14 protein-coding genes, 1 tRNA gene and 2 pseudogenes are annotated in these 18774 nt (G+C 68.2%); 8 read left to right on the top strand and 9 right to left on the bottom strand.

Going from position 1 to position 18774, the window contains the following annotated elements:
* The first annotated feature begins 154 nt into the window (after positions 1-154).
* On the top strand, positions 155-1423 hold the full coding sequence (locus tag ACIG87_RS23090) for a hypothetical protein (protein ID WP_396853103.1): 1269 nt from the start codon (positions 155-157) through the stop codon (positions 1421-1423).
* A gap of 502 nt (positions 1424-1925) precedes the next feature.
* Here the strand turns inward: ACIG87_RS23090 and ACIG87_RS23085 are convergent.
* Both ACIG87_RS23085 and ACIG87_RS23080 read right to left on the bottom strand, forming a co-directional pair.
* Entirely contained in the window at positions 1926-3128 is a 1203-nt protein-coding gene (locus ACIG87_RS23085) for a helix-turn-helix domain-containing protein (protein WP_396853102.1), read from the bottom strand.
* Entirely contained in the window at positions 3115-3279 is a 165-nt protein-coding gene (locus ACIG87_RS23080) for a hypothetical protein (RefSeq protein ID WP_396853101.1), read from the bottom strand. Before ACIG87_RS23080 ends, ACIG87_RS23085 begins: the two co-directional genes overlap by 14 nt.
* 194 nt (positions 3280-3473) lie before the next feature.
* Between ACIG87_RS23080 and ACIG87_RS23075 the strand changes: the two genes are divergently transcribed.
* The gene (locus ACIG87_RS23075; RefSeq protein WP_396853099.1) at positions 3474-4553 is read left to right on the top strand and encodes a helix-turn-helix domain-containing protein; all 1080 of its coding nucleotides are present in this window, start codon (positions 3474-3476) and stop codon (positions 4551-4553) included.
* A 360-nt stretch (positions 4554-4913) separates the two neighbouring features.
* Positions 4914-5660, top strand: coding sequence for a hypothetical protein (locus tag ACIG87_RS23070; RefSeq protein WP_396853097.1), 747 nt, complete (start codon positions 4914-4916; stop codon positions 5658-5660).
* 287 nt (positions 5661-5947) lie between these two features.
* Here ACIG87_RS23070 and ACIG87_RS23065 read toward each other — a convergent pair whose 3' ends face one another.
* Positions 5948-6388, bottom strand: coding sequence for a hypothetical protein (locus ACIG87_RS23065; protein ID WP_396853095.1), 441 nt, complete (start codon positions 6386-6388; stop codon positions 5948-5950).
* A 262-nt stretch (positions 6389-6650) separates the two neighbouring features.
* On the bottom strand, positions 6651-8057 hold the full coding sequence (locus ACIG87_RS23060) for a hypothetical protein (RefSeq protein WP_396853093.1): 1407 nt from the start codon (positions 8055-8057) through the stop codon (positions 6651-6653).
* A 1122-nt stretch (positions 8058-9179) separates the two neighbouring features.
* Between ACIG87_RS23060 and ACIG87_RS23055 the strand changes: the two are divergent.
* The 3 genes and pseudogenes from ACIG87_RS23055 to ACIG87_RS23045 form a co-directional block, all read left to right on the top strand.
* A pseudogene (locus ACIG87_RS23055) lies at positions 9180-10738 on the top strand (replication initiator).
* Positions 10735-10932 carry an excisionase family DNA-binding protein gene (locus ACIG87_RS23050; protein ID WP_026269772.1) on the top strand — a complete coding sequence of 66 codons (198 nt, stop codon included), beginning with the start codon at positions 10735-10737 and terminating at the stop codon, positions 10930-10932. The pseudogene ACIG87_RS23055 and the gene ACIG87_RS23050 overlap by 4 nt, the downstream one beginning before the upstream one ends.
* Positions 10932-11291 (top strand): annotated as a pseudogene (locus tag ACIG87_RS23045) (site-specific integrase); the annotation flags it as partial. The gene ACIG87_RS23050 and the pseudogene ACIG87_RS23045, both read left to right, overlap by 1 nt.
* Positions 11292-11466: 175 nt before the next feature.
* On the opposite strand, the gene ACIG87_RS23040 reads toward ACIG87_RS23045, so the two are convergent.
* Both ACIG87_RS23040 and ACIG87_RS23035 read right to left on the bottom strand, forming a co-directional pair.
* Positions 11467-11540, bottom strand: a tRNA-Pro gene (locus tag ACIG87_RS23040).
* A 311-nt stretch (positions 11541-11851) separates the two neighbouring features.
* Positions 11852-12745 carry a metallophosphoesterase gene (locus ACIG87_RS23035; RefSeq protein ID WP_396853091.1) on the bottom strand — a complete coding sequence of 298 codons (894 nt, stop codon included), beginning with the start codon at positions 12743-12745 and terminating at the stop codon, positions 11852-11854.
* A gap of 25 nt (positions 12746-12770) precedes the next feature.
* Between ACIG87_RS23035 and ACIG87_RS23030 the strand changes: the two genes are divergently transcribed.
* Entirely contained in the window at positions 12771-13226 is a 456-nt protein-coding gene (locus ACIG87_RS23030) for a GatB/YqeY domain-containing protein (protein ID WP_396853090.1), read from the top strand.
* Positions 13227-13364: 138 nt separating this feature from the next.
* Here ACIG87_RS23030 and ACIG87_RS23025 read toward each other — a convergent pair whose 3' ends face one another.
* Positions 13365-15794 (bottom strand): penicillin-binding protein, encoded by a 2430-nt coding sequence (locus ACIG87_RS23025; RefSeq protein ID WP_396853088.1) that lies wholly within the window; start codon positions 15792-15794, stop codon positions 13365-13367.
* Between the two features lie 405 nt (positions 15795-16199).
* Here ACIG87_RS23025 and ACIG87_RS23020 point away from each other — a divergent pair, with 405 nt between their 5' ends.
* Positions 16200-16535, top strand: a complete 336-nt coding sequence (locus ACIG87_RS23020; RefSeq protein WP_396853087.1) for a WhiB family transcriptional regulator — start codon at positions 16200-16202, stop codon at positions 16533-16535.
* A 56-nt stretch (positions 16536-16591) separates the two neighbouring features.
* On the opposite strand, the gene ACIG87_RS23015 is transcribed toward ACIG87_RS23020, so the two are convergent.
* Positions 16592-17740, bottom strand: coding sequence for an ArsA family ATPase (locus ACIG87_RS23015; RefSeq protein ID WP_396853085.1), 1149 nt, complete (start codon positions 17738-17740; stop codon positions 16592-16594).
* Between the two features lie 54 nt (positions 17741-17794).
* Positions 17795-18772 carry an ArsA-related P-loop ATPase gene (locus tag ACIG87_RS23010; RefSeq protein ID WP_396853084.1) on the bottom strand — a complete coding sequence of 326 codons (978 nt, stop codon included), beginning with the start codon at positions 18770-18772 and terminating at the stop codon, positions 17795-17797.
* Positions 18773-18774: the final 2 nt, after the last annotated feature.

Here is an 18774-nt window from a genome sequence, read left to right as displayed (position 1 = left end):
GGAACTGGAGAATGTCGTCCTCGGACCGCGCCAGCCCCAACCTTCCCGACCGTCGGGCCATGGCGGCGACAGCCGCTCGCGCCGTGGTCCTGGCCGCAGCGGTCAGTCCATGATTCGACAAGCAGATCAATTGCTGATCGCCTATTAATGGCTGATGCTCTCGATGGAGAAGGCGTCCACCACATTCGAGAGGGTGCAGATGAAGAATACGCTCCGAAGAGCCCTTGCCCTGGTAGGGGTATGTGTCGTACTGCCGTTCATGGCCGTCCCCGCGAAGGCGGAGTCATCGGGACCGCTCACCGTCGAGGCGGTGGCGGCCATGACGCCAGAACGGCAGGCCAAGGTACTCGAACCTCTGAGGCTGGCGGCGGATGCCGCAGCTCAGGTGGGGCAAGGCATCCGGGCGGACATCTATACGCAGGTCGAAATGGCTTCCGACTATCGGTCGGTCAACGTCTATCTGACCGACGTACGACAGGGCCGGGCCTTCCTGGCTGCCGTACGCAGGGTCAACCCCAAGGTGAACACCCGCCTGATCAACGTGGTGCAGGGCAAGAAGTCCCGGCAACAGCTCAAAAAGGAGATCTCCGCCATCACCGACCGCGCGGACCTGCCCTTCAAGGTGGGCCTGGCGGGCAGTTCGGTCGACGGCGGTGTCATCGAGCTCGGCGTGGACAATGCCGAGGCTGCGCACGCCTACCTCGCCTCGCCAGCGGTCGCGCAGCGGCGTGCCGCCGACGCCACCGAGATCCGCGTCAGGCAGGCTCCGCCGTCGAAGCCCCTGACCCGTTGGAACGACACCACCCCGTTCTACGCGGGAGCCGCGCTCGGGCCGGCCTCAGGGAGCCTGTCCTACTGCACCAGCGGCATCCCCGCGGTCAGCACGTGGGACGGCCGCCAGTGGCTGGTCACGGCCGGTCACTGCTACAACGTCGGCGACAACGTCTGGGCGGCTGGCGGCAACTACATCGGTCAGGTCAAGTACAAGCGACCCGACCTCGACTCGGTGTTCATCGAGGCACCGACTAACCGCTACACGTGGGACGGCCTCGACTCGGCTGGCTACAGCCGCTACCTCAACGGCGTACGCAACGTCGCGGTCGGCGACTTCACCTGCCAGCTCGGGTACAACTCGAAGGTCGTCTGCAACATCAGGACGGTGTACGCGGGCAATGCCAGCTGGACCGTCAACGGCACCACCGTCTGGGGAAGTTACGGCGTTCCCAACTCCGGCGGCGTCGTCGGTCGCGGCGGCGACAGCGGTGGTCCGGTCATCTACATCAACGATACGAACTCCCGGCAACTCAACGGCATCGTCAGCGTCGGCTACGGATGCGGCGCGTCCGGATGCACCACCGGGCTGGGCTGGGTCGATGTGTGGTCAATCTTCAACGGTTTCGCCATCAAGCTGAATCCATCCTGAACAGGCCGGAGCTGAACCCCACTACCGGTTCACCCTGTCCGGCGGGCACGAGTTCGGTGCGGAAGGGCAGCGCGACCCGGCCTGAGGGACGCGGCCTGCGCCCGGCCGGCCGCCGTGCTCGGCGGCTCTACTGATGCACCAGGGGCCACTCTCCGCGATGGAGAGTGGCCCCTGACCTCTGTCGGGGTGGCCGGATTCGCACCGACGACCTCTTCGTCCCGAACTGGCGGCACGCCGGTCGGATCGGGTGTCATCCGAGGTCATCCGGCCTGCTGGGGGTCGTCGGGTCGGGTGTGGTCGGGTCGGTTGCTGTACTCCACAGCTGTACTTCTCCGGCCGAGCGCAGGACGTTGCGGGCGGCGGTCGCCACCGAGCAGCCTGCGGTCCGGCAGATCGGACAGCGGCCGTCGGGGCCGGACTGGTGATCGCGGAGGACGGTGCGGGCGGTGAGGATCAGCCGGTTGCGGATCTGTGCCAGGGACAGGTGAGGACCGGTCACCGTTCAACCCATTCCGAGCGTGTCGGCGAGTTGGAGGATCGTTGCCGGGGCGTCGGGGTCGCGGGCGACCTGGGCGAGGATGTCCCGGCCGGCTGGTCGATGGTGGATCTCGGCTGGTGCGGTCCGGTTGGCCTCTATCAGGACCCGGCCGGCCTTGACGGGGTCGTCGGCCTGGAAGTAGGCGCGGGCAACGTCGATCAGGTACGCGGCACGGTGCTCGGCGGGCAGCCACCGCCAGCCATCCCGCATGGTCACCTTCTCGTGCCAGGCCACGGCCGCCTCCGCGTCGCCCAACTCCACCGCCACGGTGATCCGAGCCAGCTCCACCGCCGTCGTCCCGAACCCGGTCCGGTGATGGTCGTGACCGTCTCCTACCTGCGCTGCCATCTCCGCAGCCTCGTCAACCAGCTCGACAGCGGCGCGGTCGTCCCCGGCATAGGCGGCGGCAAGGGCGGCCTGCACCAGCAGGGTCCCGCACAGAGACAGCTCGGCAGGAGGGCCGTACTCGATCACGGGTGGGGCGATCCGGTACGCGGCGGTCAGCATCACCGACTTCGCCACCCACGCCCGTCCCGAGCCGCGCAACACCTGACCGAGCTGCACCGCAGTGGCCGCCACCAACACCCGGTTGCCGGTAGCGGCGGTCATCGCCCGGTCGACCGCCAGCCACGCCACATCGAAGGCACCGAGCTTCACCAGCAGTGACGCCGTCACCCGGTACGCCTCCACCAGCGGCACCCGCCCCGCCCGGGGATCGTGGGCGTGGGTGCGCTGCGCGTCGGCCACCAGCTCCGGCACCAGATCACCCACCTGCGGGTAGCGGGCGTGCTGGAAGGTCGTCCACACGTGCGCGGTCTCCCGGGCCAGCCTCTCGGCTGTCAGTACAGGTCGGCGGGCGTTGGGGCGCGCCAAGGCGATCTCGTACGTGGTCAGGGCTGCGCGGATCCGTTCCACACCCTCGGCACGCTCGGTCACCCCGTTTGGCTCGGCGTGCCGGCCGAGCAACACCGCCGGCTCGATCCGCAGGACGGCGGCGATGTCCTGGAGCGTCGACACCTTGTCCAGCGACCGGACACCCCGCTCGACCTTGTCCACCCAACTCTTCGACTTACCCAGCCGATCGGCCAATACCTGCTGGGAGAGCTTCCGCCGTCCCCGCCAGTACGCCACCCGACGACCGACCGGCAACAGGTCAACGCTGTCCACGACGCCACCGTCGATCCGGCACTGCCCGATCCGTCTCCTCGGCCGGTATCCGGTCCGCCTCGGCCTGCGCGAGGATCCGCTGTCGTGCCGCTTCCCGCTCCGCCTGCTGGATCTGCTCGCCCCTGGACTTGTCCGGAACGTCGCCGCTCATTCTCGCCTCCACCGTTAGAGGGGGCGCGGCGACACTGCTCTTGAGAGGACCGACGCCGCCGCGCCCGGCTAGCGACGCGACCAAGCCCGGTCGTCGCACCGGCCGCGCTGACCACGTCTGGTATCTACTCTTGTGATCCCACGACTACGCTCGGAAGTGGCTCGATGCTTTCAGGACCTTTCACGGGGGCTCCGATGGATGACCTCGGCGCACAACTGAGGCAGGCTCGTACTGAGGCAGGCGTGACGCTGGCCTCCATCGCGGCCCGCACCAGCTACTCGGCTTCGCACCTGAGCAACGTCGAGTCGGGACGTCGGACCGCGACGCCGGACATCGTGCTCGCCTACGCGCGAGCGTTGGGAGACCCGGACGTGAGACGCAGGCACCTTCTCCAAGCCGCCACCATCGGCCCGATCGCCGCCAACGAGCTGATCCGATCCGGCTTCACCGCAGCCCTCGCCGGCCGACGGGACAGCGAAGACCGCTGGCGCGACCGGGTCGAGCAGTACGGCCGCGACTACATGGAGATCGGCGCGGACAGCCTTCAGAGCAGGCTTGCCAGTGACCTCGTCGTCCTGCAACAGCAACTCGACTCCCCGACGATGTGGGCGACCGCCGCCCGCGCACTCACCACCTACGGCAAGACCACCAAGGACCCGACTGAGGCGATCGGCTGGTACGACACCGCCCGGATCGCCGCCGACCGCTCCGGCGACCTCGCTGTCCGGGTCTGGGTACGTGGCAGGGCCGCCATCGCCCTGGCCTACGAAGGCGCGGCCCTACCCGTCGCCAAGCGGTACGCCGACGAAGCCATCGCCCTCTCTGACCGTCCGTCGCTCGGACGTCTCCAGGCGCTGATGGCCCGCGCACACGTCGCCGCCGGACGAGGCGACATCGGCGGAGCCATCACGGCCGACGAGGACGCACGACGTATCTTCGACCAGACTGCCTCTCCAGACGGGGAGATCTCCGATGCCGCCGTACCCGCATGGCGCATGGCGACCTTCCGGTCGATGCTTTACGCCCGACTTGGCATGGTCGGCCCTGGTGAGCAGGCCCAGACCGATGCCGACCGGCTCCGGCCGCCAGCGCTGACCCGGTTCGCCACCCACATCGAGCTGCACCGAGCCCTCATGATGGCCAAGTCCGGGGACCGATCCGGGGGACTGGCGTATGCCCGACGAGCATGGGCAACACTGCCAGTAGACCGCCGCTCACAAACTCTCGGACTGGTGCTGCAAGAAGTGGAGAGAGCTGCACGCAAGCCAGCCTGACCCCCGCTGGGGGGATGCGGACTCAACCTGTCGGATGCTGCCGGTCGGTGGCTTTCCTCGTCAACGAGCAGGTGCCAGCCGGCATCGCTTCGCGTCCGGCACCGGCCCGCGTCGAGGCTCGCGCTGCCTTCCTGCTGCCTCGCTTGACGCCTCGCGTGCAAGCTCTGAAAGGTTTGTCCGTCCCCGCCAGGGAGCGCAGGGCGTGTGCTGCGCTCTCGCTGGGTCGCCGGGTGGGGCGCAGCACCGATCGAAGTTGAGTCTCGTCTAACGCCACCAGGGGGCTGCCCAGTGCGCCCCGCCCTCGTCTGCTGCCGTCGCGAGGGACACCTGCAACTACCCGGCCCAGTAGGATGATCCGCCGTGACCAACCTCCTTCTGACCCTTCCGCGCGCCGCCGGCTCGGATGTCGCGGACGCACCAAAGTGGACTGAGGTCGGCGGCTTTTGGGTCGCAGTAGCCATGGGCGTCATCGCTCTGGTCGCCATCGTGGTCACGGCGTTGGTGACCTACCGAGCTGCTCGACCAAAGCGCGTTTTGCGCTGGCAGTCCAAGATTATTCCCATCACAGACGACAGGCTGCGACAGGTGGGACTTGGCGTCATTTACAACGACGAACGCCTTCGAGGCGCGCTCACAGCGGAAGTTGAACTCAAGAACGACTGCCGCAAGGACTTTGTCTCGTCGGACTTCGAAGAGGGCCGCCCCTTGGAAGTCAAAATCGAAGGGCGAATCTTAGATCTCCTAAATGTCGATTTCGCGAACAGCAATGCACCGCGACCCTCAATCGAGTTGAGCCACGACAACAACGGCGGCGTAATCACGATAGCCCCGTCCTTGTTTCCCGCTGGGTCCTCGATCTCCATTCGAGTTCTTCTTGCCGACGATAAGGGCGCCACAACCCGACAATTCGCCGTCTTCTCAGGCCATGAAATCAAGATAGCGTTGCCCACGGTGCAATTAGTGAGCCCCATTCGAGATGTGCTAGTAAGGTTCTATGACCCAGACCGGCGACGTTCCCCGGCCATGCGCATCGTTGCCGCCGCTGTCAGCTTCTTCGTCGGAGGGCTTGCCGGAGTTGCCGGAGCTGCCTTCAGCCATTGGGCCTAAGATGCCTGGCGTGGCTAGGGTCTGACGTAGATCCTGGCTATTTCCTTCGAGTGACTGGGCACACTGACGTCGACTACGACAGGCCCGCCCGACCTTTTCGGTGTGAGGGAACTTCCGGGCCGGCTAGACCAGCTTCGATCTCGCCACTGAGCTGCAATGAGGATCCGCTAGCGTCCACGGTTGTTCCGGGATGTGCACACCGGTCGTCACTCAGTTGGTCACCCTGCCCCCGCCGGGGTTGTTTTAGCTTCCGTGTAACACTGAACTGTCAGTTACAGTTGCTGCTTCTATGGATTAGCCACCACTTCATCCTTCACTTGGTTACCCTTCGCATCTCTCTTGCGCTTCGGCAGAGTCTGCGCCAACCCAGCTCCACCAAGAGCTAGCAGGAACGCGGCGAAGGTCCACAACAGGATCTTCACCATAAGGCTGGCCGACCATCCGTAATAGAAAGCGGCGACACTGCCAACCAAAATGATTGCTGCGATAACGAGACCACTTGGATCGCGACGCAACTCTGTCTCGTGCTCGATTGACTTTAAAATCGCTCGATCAATGTACTCAGCGAGTTGCCCGCGAGCCTTGCTTTCTTTAGGTAGGCGGTCGAGTATGTCCAAGTCGTGCATGACGCTCTGGCGCGGCGTTGTACGTTGCCGTTGGATCTGTAGGTAGGCAGCACCTACGGTGAGCACGGCCACCAGAATCTGTCCGAACGCGTCCCACTTCACGACGGGCAGGGTACACATCCTCCGCAAGTCTCTGCGTAGCCGCCGTCCGAATGCTCCTGAGCCAGAGCTTGACCCCTTCGTGCCGAAAGAATGATCAGACGTCGATAAGCTGGGCAAGCAGCCGACGCGGGCTGCCGGAACAGTCCACCATCGTCCGTGAGCATCCCGCCTCGACCGCCCCGGTCGTCACCCAATTGGTCACCCAAGCCGAGTGAGAGACGTTGAAGCGGAACCCAGAGCCGTTACCCCGCCACCAGCGGGGCTACTGCTCACCGCTCGCCGCCCGCGTATGCGAGCGATAAACGAGCATGCGGGCAACGATCGACCACGCCTGCCGAAGGTCCTCGCCGCTCGGTGCCTTGCGCTCCTTGCCATGCTGGGCAGGGTTCCGAATCCTTCGCAACTTTCGCAGTAGGTCGAATTCTGCATCCGTAATTGGGACTCCATCACGGTCTAGCGCTGCCCGCAGGCGTGGAATCAGCGGCGGACTATTCAGACCTCCTAGGACATCCTTGAATCGTTTACGCTGATCAGCACTAAGCCATGCCGGAGTTTCATCCCTGAGTCGCCGAAGATCCTGCTCAGTGAACAACCCTGGCAGCGTTGTGCCTCCCACGTAGAACTCAATAGCATCCCACAGGGCAATAACCGACGATAGCGGGTCTGCCAGATCCAGGGACCTCCAGAATGCTAGAAGCGCCTCACGATCCCTGAGAGACAACCCTTTCGCAAGTTGTGGTTCATCATGCCAGTCGTCGCAAACAGGTATCAGGGTCGTCCGCATCGGCGTGGCCATTTGAGCCGCCCTCAACCATCGCCTGTCACTGGTCCGGCCTCGGACTGCCACCACCCCGCCGGCCGTTGGCCGAATCCCACTCGACATGCGGTTATATGGCTGAATCTTGCCGAAAGGAAGTGAAGCCGCCCGGAAGTTCAACCTTGTACCAAGCCAGGCGGCTACCAGTTCTGCATCTCGAAGGCCCTTCTGCTCCGCCTCGAAGAGCGCTCGGTCAGGGTATATGCCCCTCATGAAAGCGCCTGCACGCGCGAGTAGGTACACAAGCTGCTGGGCATTGCCGACCCGCGCTGGCCCCTGCTCAGTCCACCCATCTTGGGCCCAGCTAATCTCCGAGAGAGGAACCAGCTCGAAATCACCAATCGTTACCGGCTCTTCAACTCGAATTCCTTGGACGGGAACGATTACCTCGATCTCTTCGAGCGCAAGCGTATCCATCCCGTGGATGTCAAGCTGGTCGTCCGAGTATCCTGCCGAACGAGATATCGTATAGATGATCTCGAAATATGGCACCCTCTCGTGTAGCAAGCCCACGATCGATCGATCGTTCAGCTCCGCGCTAGTTCGACAGAGAAGTTGAAGGCCGTCTTGACTCTCGAATGCAAGCTCAATTAGACCGAAAAACTGCGGATGTCGCTTGTTGTTCCAATGCAGAGCGAGCGTGACCGGCCCGGTGTAGTCGAGAGGGACTTCGTCGATCACATCTTTTCGCAGCGTAAATTCTGCTCTGTTTTGCGGCCCGATGCGGTGTTCGAAACTGAAATCGGTGACCCATCGGGATACGTCAGTCTCGCCGATAAGGAGTTCAGGTCGGGGAACCGTTGGTGTGCCGCTATAACCGTTTATAGCATCGGCTCTGGTGTCGTTTGTCAAGGGGTACCTGCCTCGTGACCTCCGGCCGCAAGGCCAAAGGTTCGTATTGTAGGCATAAGCCAGCGCATCGCGCTTGAACGCCATCCCGTCCGCCGTCGACCCGCCCTCCTGGGGAGCGGGCCGCCGTCCGGCCCGCCACGTCAAGACGGCCTTGACGTGCGTATGGACGCTGGCGGGTCGGGCGGTGGTCTGCTCGGCTGGCCCGGGCCGACGGCGGGCGGGATGGCTCCCCACCGCCACCACCCACGGACCGCGAGCCGCCGACGGGCCCCCGGCCATCCTGGAGCCGGAGCGCCCCCGCCGGAGGCGCAGTAACCGCAACCCCGCGCCCGCCGCCAGCTCGCCGACGCGGCCGGCGTGCCCTCCCCTACGCCACGCGGGCTCGTGGCCGCGCAGCCCGGCCGGCTGCCGGCCCACCACCTCCACCGGAACGGCCTGTCGTCATCCTGCGGCCTACCGGGCTCCCCGCCTCCGCGCCAGCCGCCGGGCGTGTTGCGTGACCGGAGTCGGAGCGCCAGCGGAGCGACGGACGCGCGCCCAGGCGGCGGCGCGTGCGGCCCGTTTGCGGGCCGCCTTGATAGACGTACAGAAAGTCCTCCCACACCGGCTGGCAGCCGGCCGCCCCTGCGGATCACGGCGGGTTGACGTGTCGGTACCCGGTGCTACTCTGGCCCTCGTCGAGCACGTCAGCGCGGCCTTCCCGCCGGATCGCTGAACTCGACTTCGGAGCTGCCGAGCGGCCTTCCTGCCGCGACGGGTCACGTCCCGCCGGCTCTCGATCGCATCGGCCACTGCGCCGACCCGGAATCCGCTCAGCGGCCCAGCACGGCCTTCCCCGCCGTCCACGATGGCCCTCGGATTCGTGCACCTCGACGGGTGGGGATCGCCTGCGGCAACCCACCGGAAGCCGACGACCAGGCACCCCACCCGTCCCGGCATCACCCAAGATCCAAGAACCCCAGCTCAGCGGCGGTCCAAGGCCGATGGCCTGCACCCGTCCTCCGGCGTGAGCCGCCCTCTCCGGCGGTGCCAGGAGACACCACGAACACCACCGACGGACACCGCTCCGGCGTCCGGTGGCAGTTCGTCGCCCGTCCCCTGCCACCCCTTGAGGAGAAAACCGTGTCCACCCTCACCGCCGGCCGTGACGCCCAGGCCCTGCACCGCGCCGCCGCCCCGGACTACTTCGGCTGGCTGGAGCACACCCGCGCCGCCGGAGGCTGCACCCGCCCGATCCGCCTGACCGGCACCCTCACCGCCGTCGAACCCGGCACCGGCCGAGTCCTGGCCGAGCAGCACACCGACGAACTGCCCGACCGGACGCTCTACAAGGCGTGCGGCAACCGCCGTGCCGCCCAGTGCCCCGACTGCGCCTGGGTCTACGCCGGGGACGCCTTCCAGGTCGTCCGCTGCGGCATGACCGGCGGCAAGACCATCCCCACCACCGTCACCGCGCACCCGGTCGTCTTCGCCACCTTCACCGCCCCATCCTTCGGCCCGGTCCACCACCGGCACATCCCCCGACACACCTGTGCCCACCGGCGACGCTGCGACTGCCGTCCCGCACCCTGCCGCGCCCGGAGCACCGCCGGACCTGCCCACACGAGCGGCCCGCCGCCTGCTTCGCCCGCCACGACGCCGACGATCCACAGCTCGGTCGGCCGCTCTGCCTGGACTGCTACGACCACGACCACCAGGCCGTCTGGAACTACTTCTCGGGCGAGTTGTGGCGGCGCACGAAACAGGCCATCGAACGCCACCTCACCGCCGTGTGCCGCCGGCGCGGCATCCCCCACGTCCAGGTCGTCACCGACTCCGGCCGAATCCGCCGGGTGCCGCCGGTGCGGGTGTCCCACGGCAAGGTCGCTGAGATGCAGCGCCGGGGCGCGGTGCACTTCCACGTCCTGCTGCGCCTCGACGGCGTCGACCCCCACGACCGGCACGCCCTGGTGCCGCCGCCGGCCGGCGTCACCGTCGACGACCTCGACGCCGCCGTCCACGCCGCCACCCGACAGATCACCGTCACCACCCCGCCGCACCCCGGCCGCCCGCAGGGCTGGCCGATCGCCTGGGGTGAGCAGGTCGACGTACGCCGCATCGGCGTCAGCGACGGCGACGTGACCGATGCCAAGGTGGCCGCCTACCTCGCCAAGTACGCCACGAAGTCCACCGAGGTCACCGGCCACTGCTCCACCCGACTCACCCCGGAGACCGTCGACGCCTACGCCGACCCGGAAGGCGACCACCTCGCCCGCCTCATCGACGCCTGCTGGCGACTCGGCCGCCCCACCCGGCACCACACCACCCGGACAGCCGGGAAGACAGAAGACCGTCAAGGCGACCTTGACCCCACACCGAACGAGTACGCAGGGCTGCGCCGATGGGCGCACATGCTCGGCTACGGCGGCCACTTCCTCACCAAGGCCCGCCGCTACTCGGTCACCTTCGGCCTGCTCCGCGACACCCGCGCCGCCTACCGCCGCACCGAGCACACCGGCACCTCCGACAGCGACGACACCGCCGGCACGGTCACCGTGGGCACGCTGGCTTTCGCCGGCTCCGGCTGGCTGACCGACGGCGACGCCCTGCTCGCCAACACCGCCGCCGCCCAACGCCGCGAACGCCAACGCGTCGGCCGGGAAGAACTCGCCCACGAGGCGTGGTCGGGGGTGGCGGCGTGACCCGGCACCTCACCCCGCGCTGGTACTCGCCCGCCGAGGTCGCCGTCCTGCTCGGCTTCGGCCTGTCCAAGGTCAAGATGAAGATCGCCACCGGCGAGCTGCGCTCCATCAAGGACGGCAAGTACCGCCGCGTCCTGCCCGAGTGGGTCGACGAGTACGTCCGCGAGCAGGTCCAGCGGCAGGAGGCCGCCTGATGCCCGCCCGCACCCGCGCCAACGGCGAAGGAGCGATCTTCCCCTACCGCAACGGCTTCGCCGCGTACGTCTGGGTCACCAAGCCCGACGGGAAGCGGACCCGCAAGTATGTCTACGGACAGACCCGGGAAGCCGTCCACGACAAGTGGATCAAGCTGCACCAGCAGGCCAAGGCCGGGCCGGTCGCCACCCGGATGCCCACCCTCGGCGACTACCTGACCTACTGGCACCGGGAGGTCGTGCGCCCCAACCTCGCGCCGCTGACCTGCGCCACCTACGAGACGATCCTCCGGCTGTACGTGATCCCCGGCCTCGGCGGGAAGCGGCTCGACCGCCTCCAGGTGCGCGACGTGCAGACCTGGATCAACGAGGTGGCCCGCACCTGCCAGTGCTGCGCCCAGGGCAAGGATGCCCGCCGCCCGGAAATCCACCCGCGACGCCCTCAAGCGGCTGGGGGAGAGCCTGCGCTGACCTGCTGCTGTACGGAAGCACTAGAGGGCACATCCATCGATCGGATGTGCCCTCTGACCTCTGTCGGGGTGGCCGGATTCGAACCGACGACCTCTTCGTCCCGAACGAAGCGCGCTACCAAGCTGCGCCACACCCCGAGGCGTGCGGTGAAATAGTAGCCCACCGGCCCCGCCGATCAAACTCGGTACCCCCCGCCCCCGGCCCGCCCCGATCGCCGGCCGCCGCCCAACTCGCCCCGGCCGCCGGCCGGCCCCACCCCCTGCTGCGCGAAGATCGGATTGCGGTTTGGAGTGCATCCGGCGGCGTGTCGTCTTCATTCCGGCAATCCGATCATGGCGCCGGAGCGGGGAACGCGAGATGGGGCCGGAGGGGGGAACGCGAGATGGGGCCGGAGCGGGGAACGCGAGGTGGGGCCGGTGGGCGGGAGGTGGGGCGTGGGTGGGGTGGGTCAGCGGGGGGTGAGGGTGAGGATGCTGGCTTCGGGAGGGCAGGCGAAGCGGACCGGTGCGGTGGGGTGGGTGCCGAGGCCGGCGGAGACGTGCAGCCAGGAGTCGGAGCCTGGCCAGCGGTGCAGGCCCTTCGCCATTGTGCGGGGCAGTCCGCAGTTGGTGACGAGCGCGCCGTAGCCGGGTACGCAGACCTGACCGCCGTGGGTGTGCCCGGCCAGCAGCAGGCCGAACCCGTCGGCGGCCATCTCGTCGAGCAGGGCCGGTTCCGGGGCGTGGGCGAGCGCGATGGACAGGTCGGCGGCGGGGGTGACCGGGCCGGCGACGGCCGGGTAGTCGTCCTGCCCGATGTGCGGGTCGTCGACGCCGACCAGTTCGATCAGGCGACCACCGGCCTTGACCGAGGTACGGGCGTTGTTGAGGTCCGCCCAGCCGGCGCCGGTGAGGACGTCACGTAGCTCCTCGTACGGCAGGGCGGCGCCCTCGGCGTACTCCCGGTTGGGTAGGAAGTAGGTGAACGGGTTCTTCCAGACCGGCCCGGTGTAGTCGTTGGAGCCGAAGACGAACGCCCCTGGGTAGTCGAGCAGCGGTTGCAGGGCGCGGAGCACTCCCGGTACGGCGTCCGGGTGGGCCATGTTGTCCCCGGTGACCACCACCAGGTCCGGGTCGAGGGCGGCCAGTGACGCCACCCACTGCTGCTTGCGTCGCTGGTCGGGCATCATGTGCAGGTCCGACAGGTGCAGCACGCGCAGTGGCTCGGCGTCGGCCGGCAACACCGGCACGTCGTACCGGCGCAGGGTGAACATGTTGCGTTCGACGAGGGACGCGTACGCCAGGGTGGCCGCACCGGCGGCGACGGTCCCGGCGGCGAGGCCGAATAGTGTGCGCTTTCGCATGCCGACCAGGGTAGTTTGACCGTCCATGAGCACGCTGAAGGACCGCCTGACCACAGACATGCGCGCCGCACTCAAGGCGCGCGACGAGCTGACCACCTCGACGTTGCGGATGGCCCTTGCCGCCGTCGGCAACGCCGAGGTCGCCGGCAAGGCCAAGCGCGAGCTCTCCGACGACGAGGTGCTCGCGGTGCTGACCAAGGAGGCGAAGAAGCGCCGGGAGGCGGCTGCCGCCTTCGCCGACGCGGGCCGCGCCGAGCAGGCCGACAAGGAGACCGCCGAGGGTGCGGTGCTGGACCGCTACCTGCCGAAGCAGCTCTCCGAGGAGGAGTTGGCGGAGCTGGTCTCCGGGGCGCTCACCGCGGGCGGTTTCACCGAGAAGGCCCAGATGGGCCCGGCGATGAAGGCGGCCCAGGCCGCGGTGGCCGGCCGGGCCGAGGGTGGTCGCGTCGCCGCCGAGGTACGCCGACAGCTCGGCCTCTGACCCGCCGTACGCCCCGGCGGACCGCGCAGCGGGATCTGTATCTGCCGTTGCGGGCCCCTCGGTGATGGGTGTCGGCCGGCGGGGACGCGAAACGGGCGGACACCCCGCGTGGGGTGCCCGCCCGTCGTCGTCGGGGTGTCAGTTGTCGCCGGGTGGCCGACCCGTGGTGTTGGGCGGTTTGGGAGTGCCGGGGGTGCCGGAGGAGTTGCCGCCGCCGCTGCTCACCTCGATGGTGACCACGCCGCCCTTGATGGTGCGGCCGTCGGGGCTGGTGCCGGCGACGGTGCCGGCCGGGCAGTCCGAGGAGACCCGGTTGTCGGAGACGACGACGGAGAAGCCGGCGTCCTTCAACTCGGACCGGGCGCTGTCCACCGACTGGCACTTGACGTTCGGGATGGAACGCTGGTCACCGTTTATGATCTTGCCGCTGGGCGGGGTGAACTCGATGCCGGGCTTGCCCTTCATGGCGTCCCGTAGCGTCTGGTAGACCGCCGGGTTGATTCCGGTCGGCGTCTCGTCGTGACCCATCTTCTGATTGGTCTGCGGCCAGTCCGGGTCGGCCATGATGCCGGCGACCGCGAACTGCTTGGTCATCGCGACCAGGGCTGAGGTCTTGTCGCCGTCGGTGGTGCCGGACTTGCCGGCCACCGGCTTGCCGACGATGTCCCGGACGTTGCGGGCGGTGGCACCGGAGCACTTGGAGACCGACGACCGGTCACCGACCGGGCAGCGGGCCGCGTCCACGGCGGCGCGGGCCACCTCGGTGCTGATCCGCTGCTCGCAGCGCGGGTTCGCGACGTCGAGCTTGTTGCCCTCCGGGTCCTTGATCTGCTGCACCGGGATCGGTTCGCAGTACTTGCCGTCCGCCGCCAGGGTCGCGTAGGCGTTCGCCAGCTCCAGCGGGGTGGTCGCCGAGACGCCCAGGGTGAAGGCGCCCCACTGGTTGGCGCCGCCCTCCTTGGTGGCCCGGCGGGCGTCGTCGCTGCTGCGGAAGGTGATGCCGAGCTTCTGCGCCGCCTTGATCACGTTCTCCGCGCCGACCTGCTGCTCCAGCGGGACGAAGTAGGTGTTGACCGAACTACCGAAGGCGGTCCACATGTTGTGCACGCCGGCCATGCTCGCCGAGGCGTTCTTCGGGCAGTAGAAGTGCGTGCCCGGACAGGCGGCCGGCGAGTTCTGCTCGACGATGTAGTCCGACTTGAACACCGGCGGCGAGTTGATCTGGTAGCTGAGTGGGATGCCCTTCTCCAGCGCGGCCACCATGGTGAACATCTTGAACGTCGAGCCGGCCTGGTAGCCGGCAATGCCCTGGCCGCCGCTGAGCAGCGGGTTCACCGTGTTCGGGTAGTTGCCCCGGATCTTCTTGCTGGCCTTCTTGGGGTCGCTGGAGTACTTGTTCTGCGGCTTCTTCGGGTCATCGATCTTGAAGTTCCGGTTGACCGACAGTGCCCGTACCCGGCCGGTGCCCGGCTCGATCGCGGCGACCATCCGGGCGGCCTTGCTGTTCACCCCGAGGCTCTTGCGGACGGCCCGGTCGGCGCCGTTCTGCGCCTGCACGTCCAGCGTGGTGGTGATGGTGTAGCCGCCGCTCTTGAGCCGCCGCTCCCGGTCGTACGTGGTCGAGCCGAAGGTCTCCTGCTGGAGCCACCAGCGGTAGAAGTAGTCGCAGAAGAAGCCCCAGTCCTTCTGGTTGGTGGCGACGCAGCCGTTCGGGGTGCGCTTGTCCTTCACCACCAGCTTGACCGCCTTGGCGGCGTCCGCCTCCTGCTGGGTGATGGCCTTCGTCTTGACCATGTTGTCGATGACGTAGTTACGCCGGTCGAGCGCGAGCGGGTAGCCGCTGGGGGTGGTCGGATCGTTGGTGGTCGGCGCCTTGACCATGCCGGCCAGCAGCGCCGCCTCCTCGATCTTGAGGTTCTTGGGGGACTTGCCGAAGTACACCTGGCTGGCGGCGAAGATGCCGTACGCGCCGTTGCCGAAGGAGGCGAGGTTCAGGTAGCGGGTGAGGATCTCGTCCTTCGAGAACTCCTTGTCGACCTGGAGGGCCAGCTTCATCTCGCGCAGCTTGCGCTCGCTGGTGTCCTCGGTCGCGGCGACCACGTCCGCCGGGTGGGTGGCCGAGTACGCGATGGCCAGCCGGACGTACTGCATGGTCAGCGTCGACGCGCCCTGCTGGGAGTTGGCGCCGGACTGGTTGTTGACGAAGGCCCGGGCGATGCCGTTCAGGTCGACGCCGTTGTGCTTGTAGAAGTCGTGGTCCTCGGCGGCGATGATCGCCTTCTGCATGTACGGGGAGATGTCGGCGAACTTGACGTCGCGCCGGTTCTCGTCGTACATGGTCGCCAGCGGTGTCTTGCTGTCGTTGGCGAGCAGGTAGGTGATCTGCGGCGCGCGGGCCGAGTTCAGCTCCTTGGGCAGCGCGCCGAAGGTCTCGGCACCCGCCTTCGCGGCCAGTCCGGACATCGCCACCGCGGGGAAGGCCGCCGCCGCTACCACCACACCGGCCAGCAGGCCGCAGATCAGTAGCGATGCGGCGTTGGTGAAGACATTGTGGTCACGTTTCCGCATCCAGGTCACCTCGACAGGGTACGCGAGTAGGGAACGAGGGGCGCTGGGGCGTTCTTTCCCCATTTCCTGCGTGCGCCGACCTCGTTGTGCTAAACGCACGACCCCCGGTGCGTGGTTGCGTGTGACCCGCGCCGAGTCTCCACCGATCGGTGGAGCCCGCGCAGCGTTTTCACGTACTCCGACGGGGTAAGCGGCGATCGAAGGCCCGGGAAGCCGGGAGTGTCCGGAATGTTGGATTTCGCCGACAACGTTGCGTAATCATGCGACTACAGAGCATGATGGTGGCGGCGACAAGGCCACACACGTCGTTCGTGCCTCCTTGGGGAAGGAACGGGCCGGACGACCGGGGGGATCGACGGCTGGTCGCACGAGGTCGGTAGGTACTGCAAGGGGGGACGTGTACAGATGGGGATGATCACTGACTGGCCGTCGCTGGCGGCGTGTCAGAACGGGGATCCGGACGCGTTGTTCGTACAGGGCGCCGAGCAGAACGTGGCGAAGCGAATCTGCCGCAGCTGCCCGGTGCGGTACGAGTGCCTGGCCGACGCGCTCGACAACCGCATCGAGTTCGGAGTCTGGGGTGGCATGACCGAACGGGAACGGCGGGCGCTGCTGCGCCGGCACCCGCAGGTGGCGAGCTGGCGCAAGATGTTCGAGGCGGCGATGAAGAAGAACGCCAAGGACAAGACGGGCAAGGACAAGACGGGCAAGGACAAGATCCTGGTCACCGCCGCCGGCTGACGCCCGTCACGGCCGGCCGATGGTCGGTCACGCCCGGCACGCCGGTCGATCGCCCGTCACGGTCGGCTGATCGCCGCGCCGATCGTTCGTAGCCCGTCGACGTCGTGCACGTCGGCGGGCTGCGCCGTCACCGCCACCGTCGGCACCGCCGGGAACGCCTCGGTGAACCGCTGGGCCACCTGCCGTTCGCGGACCTCCTGCTGGGCCAGGGCCGCGTGCGCACGCAACACGGCGACCGTGGCGTCGTGCCCACCCAACCCGGCCAGCCGGTCGGCCGCCGCCCGGCTCTCCGCCGCGCCCAGTGTCACCGCCGGCCGGTGCACCCGGTTGAGCACCAGCCCGGCCAGCGGCATCCGCTCCGCGCCCAACCGCCCGGCGAAGTAGGCCGCCTCCCGGACCGCATCCGGCTCGGGCGTCGCCACCAGCAGGAATGCCGTCTCCCCGGCCTGGAGGATCCGGTACGTCTGCTCGGCCCGTTGCCGGAAGCCGCCGAACATCGAATCGAGGGCGGCGACGAATCCGGAGAGGTCTGTCAGCAGTTGGGCGCCGAGCACCTTCTGCACCACCTTGGAGAACATCCCGAAGCTGGCGGTGACGAAGCTGAACATGCTCCGCCCCCCGCTGCGCGCCGGGGCGAGCAGCAGCCGCAGCATCCGGCCGTCCAGGAAGCGGGAGAGCCGGGCCGGGGCGTCCAGGAAGTCCAGCGCCGAGCGGGACGGCGGGGTGTCCACCACGATCAGGTCCCACTCGCCCCGGGCGTGCAGCTGACCCAGCTTCTCCATCGCCATGTACTCCTGCGTCCCGGCGAAGGTCGAGCTCATGGCCTGGTAGAACGGGTTGGCGAAGATCTCCGCCGCCTTCTCCGGATCGGTGTGCTGGAGCACCACGTCGTCGAAGGTGCGTTTCATGTCCAGCATCATGGCGTGCAGCTCACCGCCGCCGGCCTCGACGTCGATCCCCTTGACCCGGCGTGGGGTGTTGTCCAGCTCGGTCAGGCCGAGCGACTGGGCCAGCCGCCGGGCCGGGTCGATGGTGAGCACCACCGTCCGCCGGCCGTGCCGCTCGGCCGCCCGCAGCGCCAACGCCGCCGCGGTGGTCGTCTTGCCTACCCCACCGGCGCCACAGCAGACCACGATCCGCACGCCGGGGTCGGCGAGGATCTGGTCGACGTCCAGTACGGGCGCCGCGTCTTCGGAAGGCACCAATCGAGCGTATCGGGCCGGTGGAGTCCGTGCGCCCGTGCCGACGTGAGGTGTTCGTCAATCCGCTCGACGGAGGATCTCGGCGAACGCCGCGATTCCGGCCCGGTCCACCCCGTCGGGCAGCAGCGGTAGCTCGGTCAACGGCCGTCCCAGTTCCGTCAGGTCGGTCCGGAGCGAATCCTCCAGCTCCCGCCGTACCTGTTGGTCCCGCGCCTCGCCGGCCAGCCCGGCCACGGTCGCCGCGTCCGTCGGCAGCCCGGCGGCGGCCAGCCCGCGCTTCAACTCCGCCCGGGTCACCTCCCGACCGGTGGTCAGCGGCGGACGGGCGGCGTTGACGATCACCCGGCCCACCGGGAAACCGAGCTGGGTCAGCTCGGCGATCGCGTCCACCGTCTCCTGGACCGGCATCTCCTCCAAGAGCGTCACCACGTGCACCGCCGTCATCGGGGAACGCAGCAGCGCCGAGACCCCCTCGCTCTGGGTCTTGATCGGGCCCACCTTCGCCAACCGGGCGGTCTCCGCGGTGACGTTGAGGAAACGACCGATCCGGCCGGTCGGCGGCGCGTCCAGCACCACCGCGTCGTACACCCGGCGTGGGCCGGTGGTGCGGGTGGTGGCCTCCTTGACCTTGCCGGTGAGCAGCACGTCGCGCAGGCCGGGAGCGATGGTGGTGGCGAAGTCGATCGCGCCGAGCTTACGCAGCGCCCGGCCAGCCGCGCCGAGCTTGTAGAACATGTCGAGGTATTCCAGCAACGCCTCTTCGGCGTCCACCGCCAGGGCGCGCACCTCGCCGCCGCCCGGGGCGTCGGCGAGGTGGCGCTCGGCGTACGGGAGCGGGTCGACGCCGAAGAGCTGGGCGATGCCCTGCCGCCCCTCCACCTCGACCAGCAGGGTGCGGCGGCCGTCGGCGGCCAGGGCGAGCGCCAGCGCCGCCGCCGCGCTCGTCTTGCCCGTGCCGCCCTTGCCGGTCACCACGTGCAGGCGGGACGGCCACCCGGTGCCGGCCGGGTCGGCCGGCCGCTCAGCTGCTCGCACCG

Source organism: Micromonospora sp. NPDC051925 (assembly GCF_044548625.1).
Taxonomy (GTDB): domain Bacteria; phylum Actinomycetota; class Actinomycetes; order Mycobacteriales; family Micromonosporaceae; genus Micromonospora.
The sequence above is the reverse complement of the archived record's forward strand: the minus strand, read 5'-3'. Positions and strand labels throughout refer to the sequence as shown.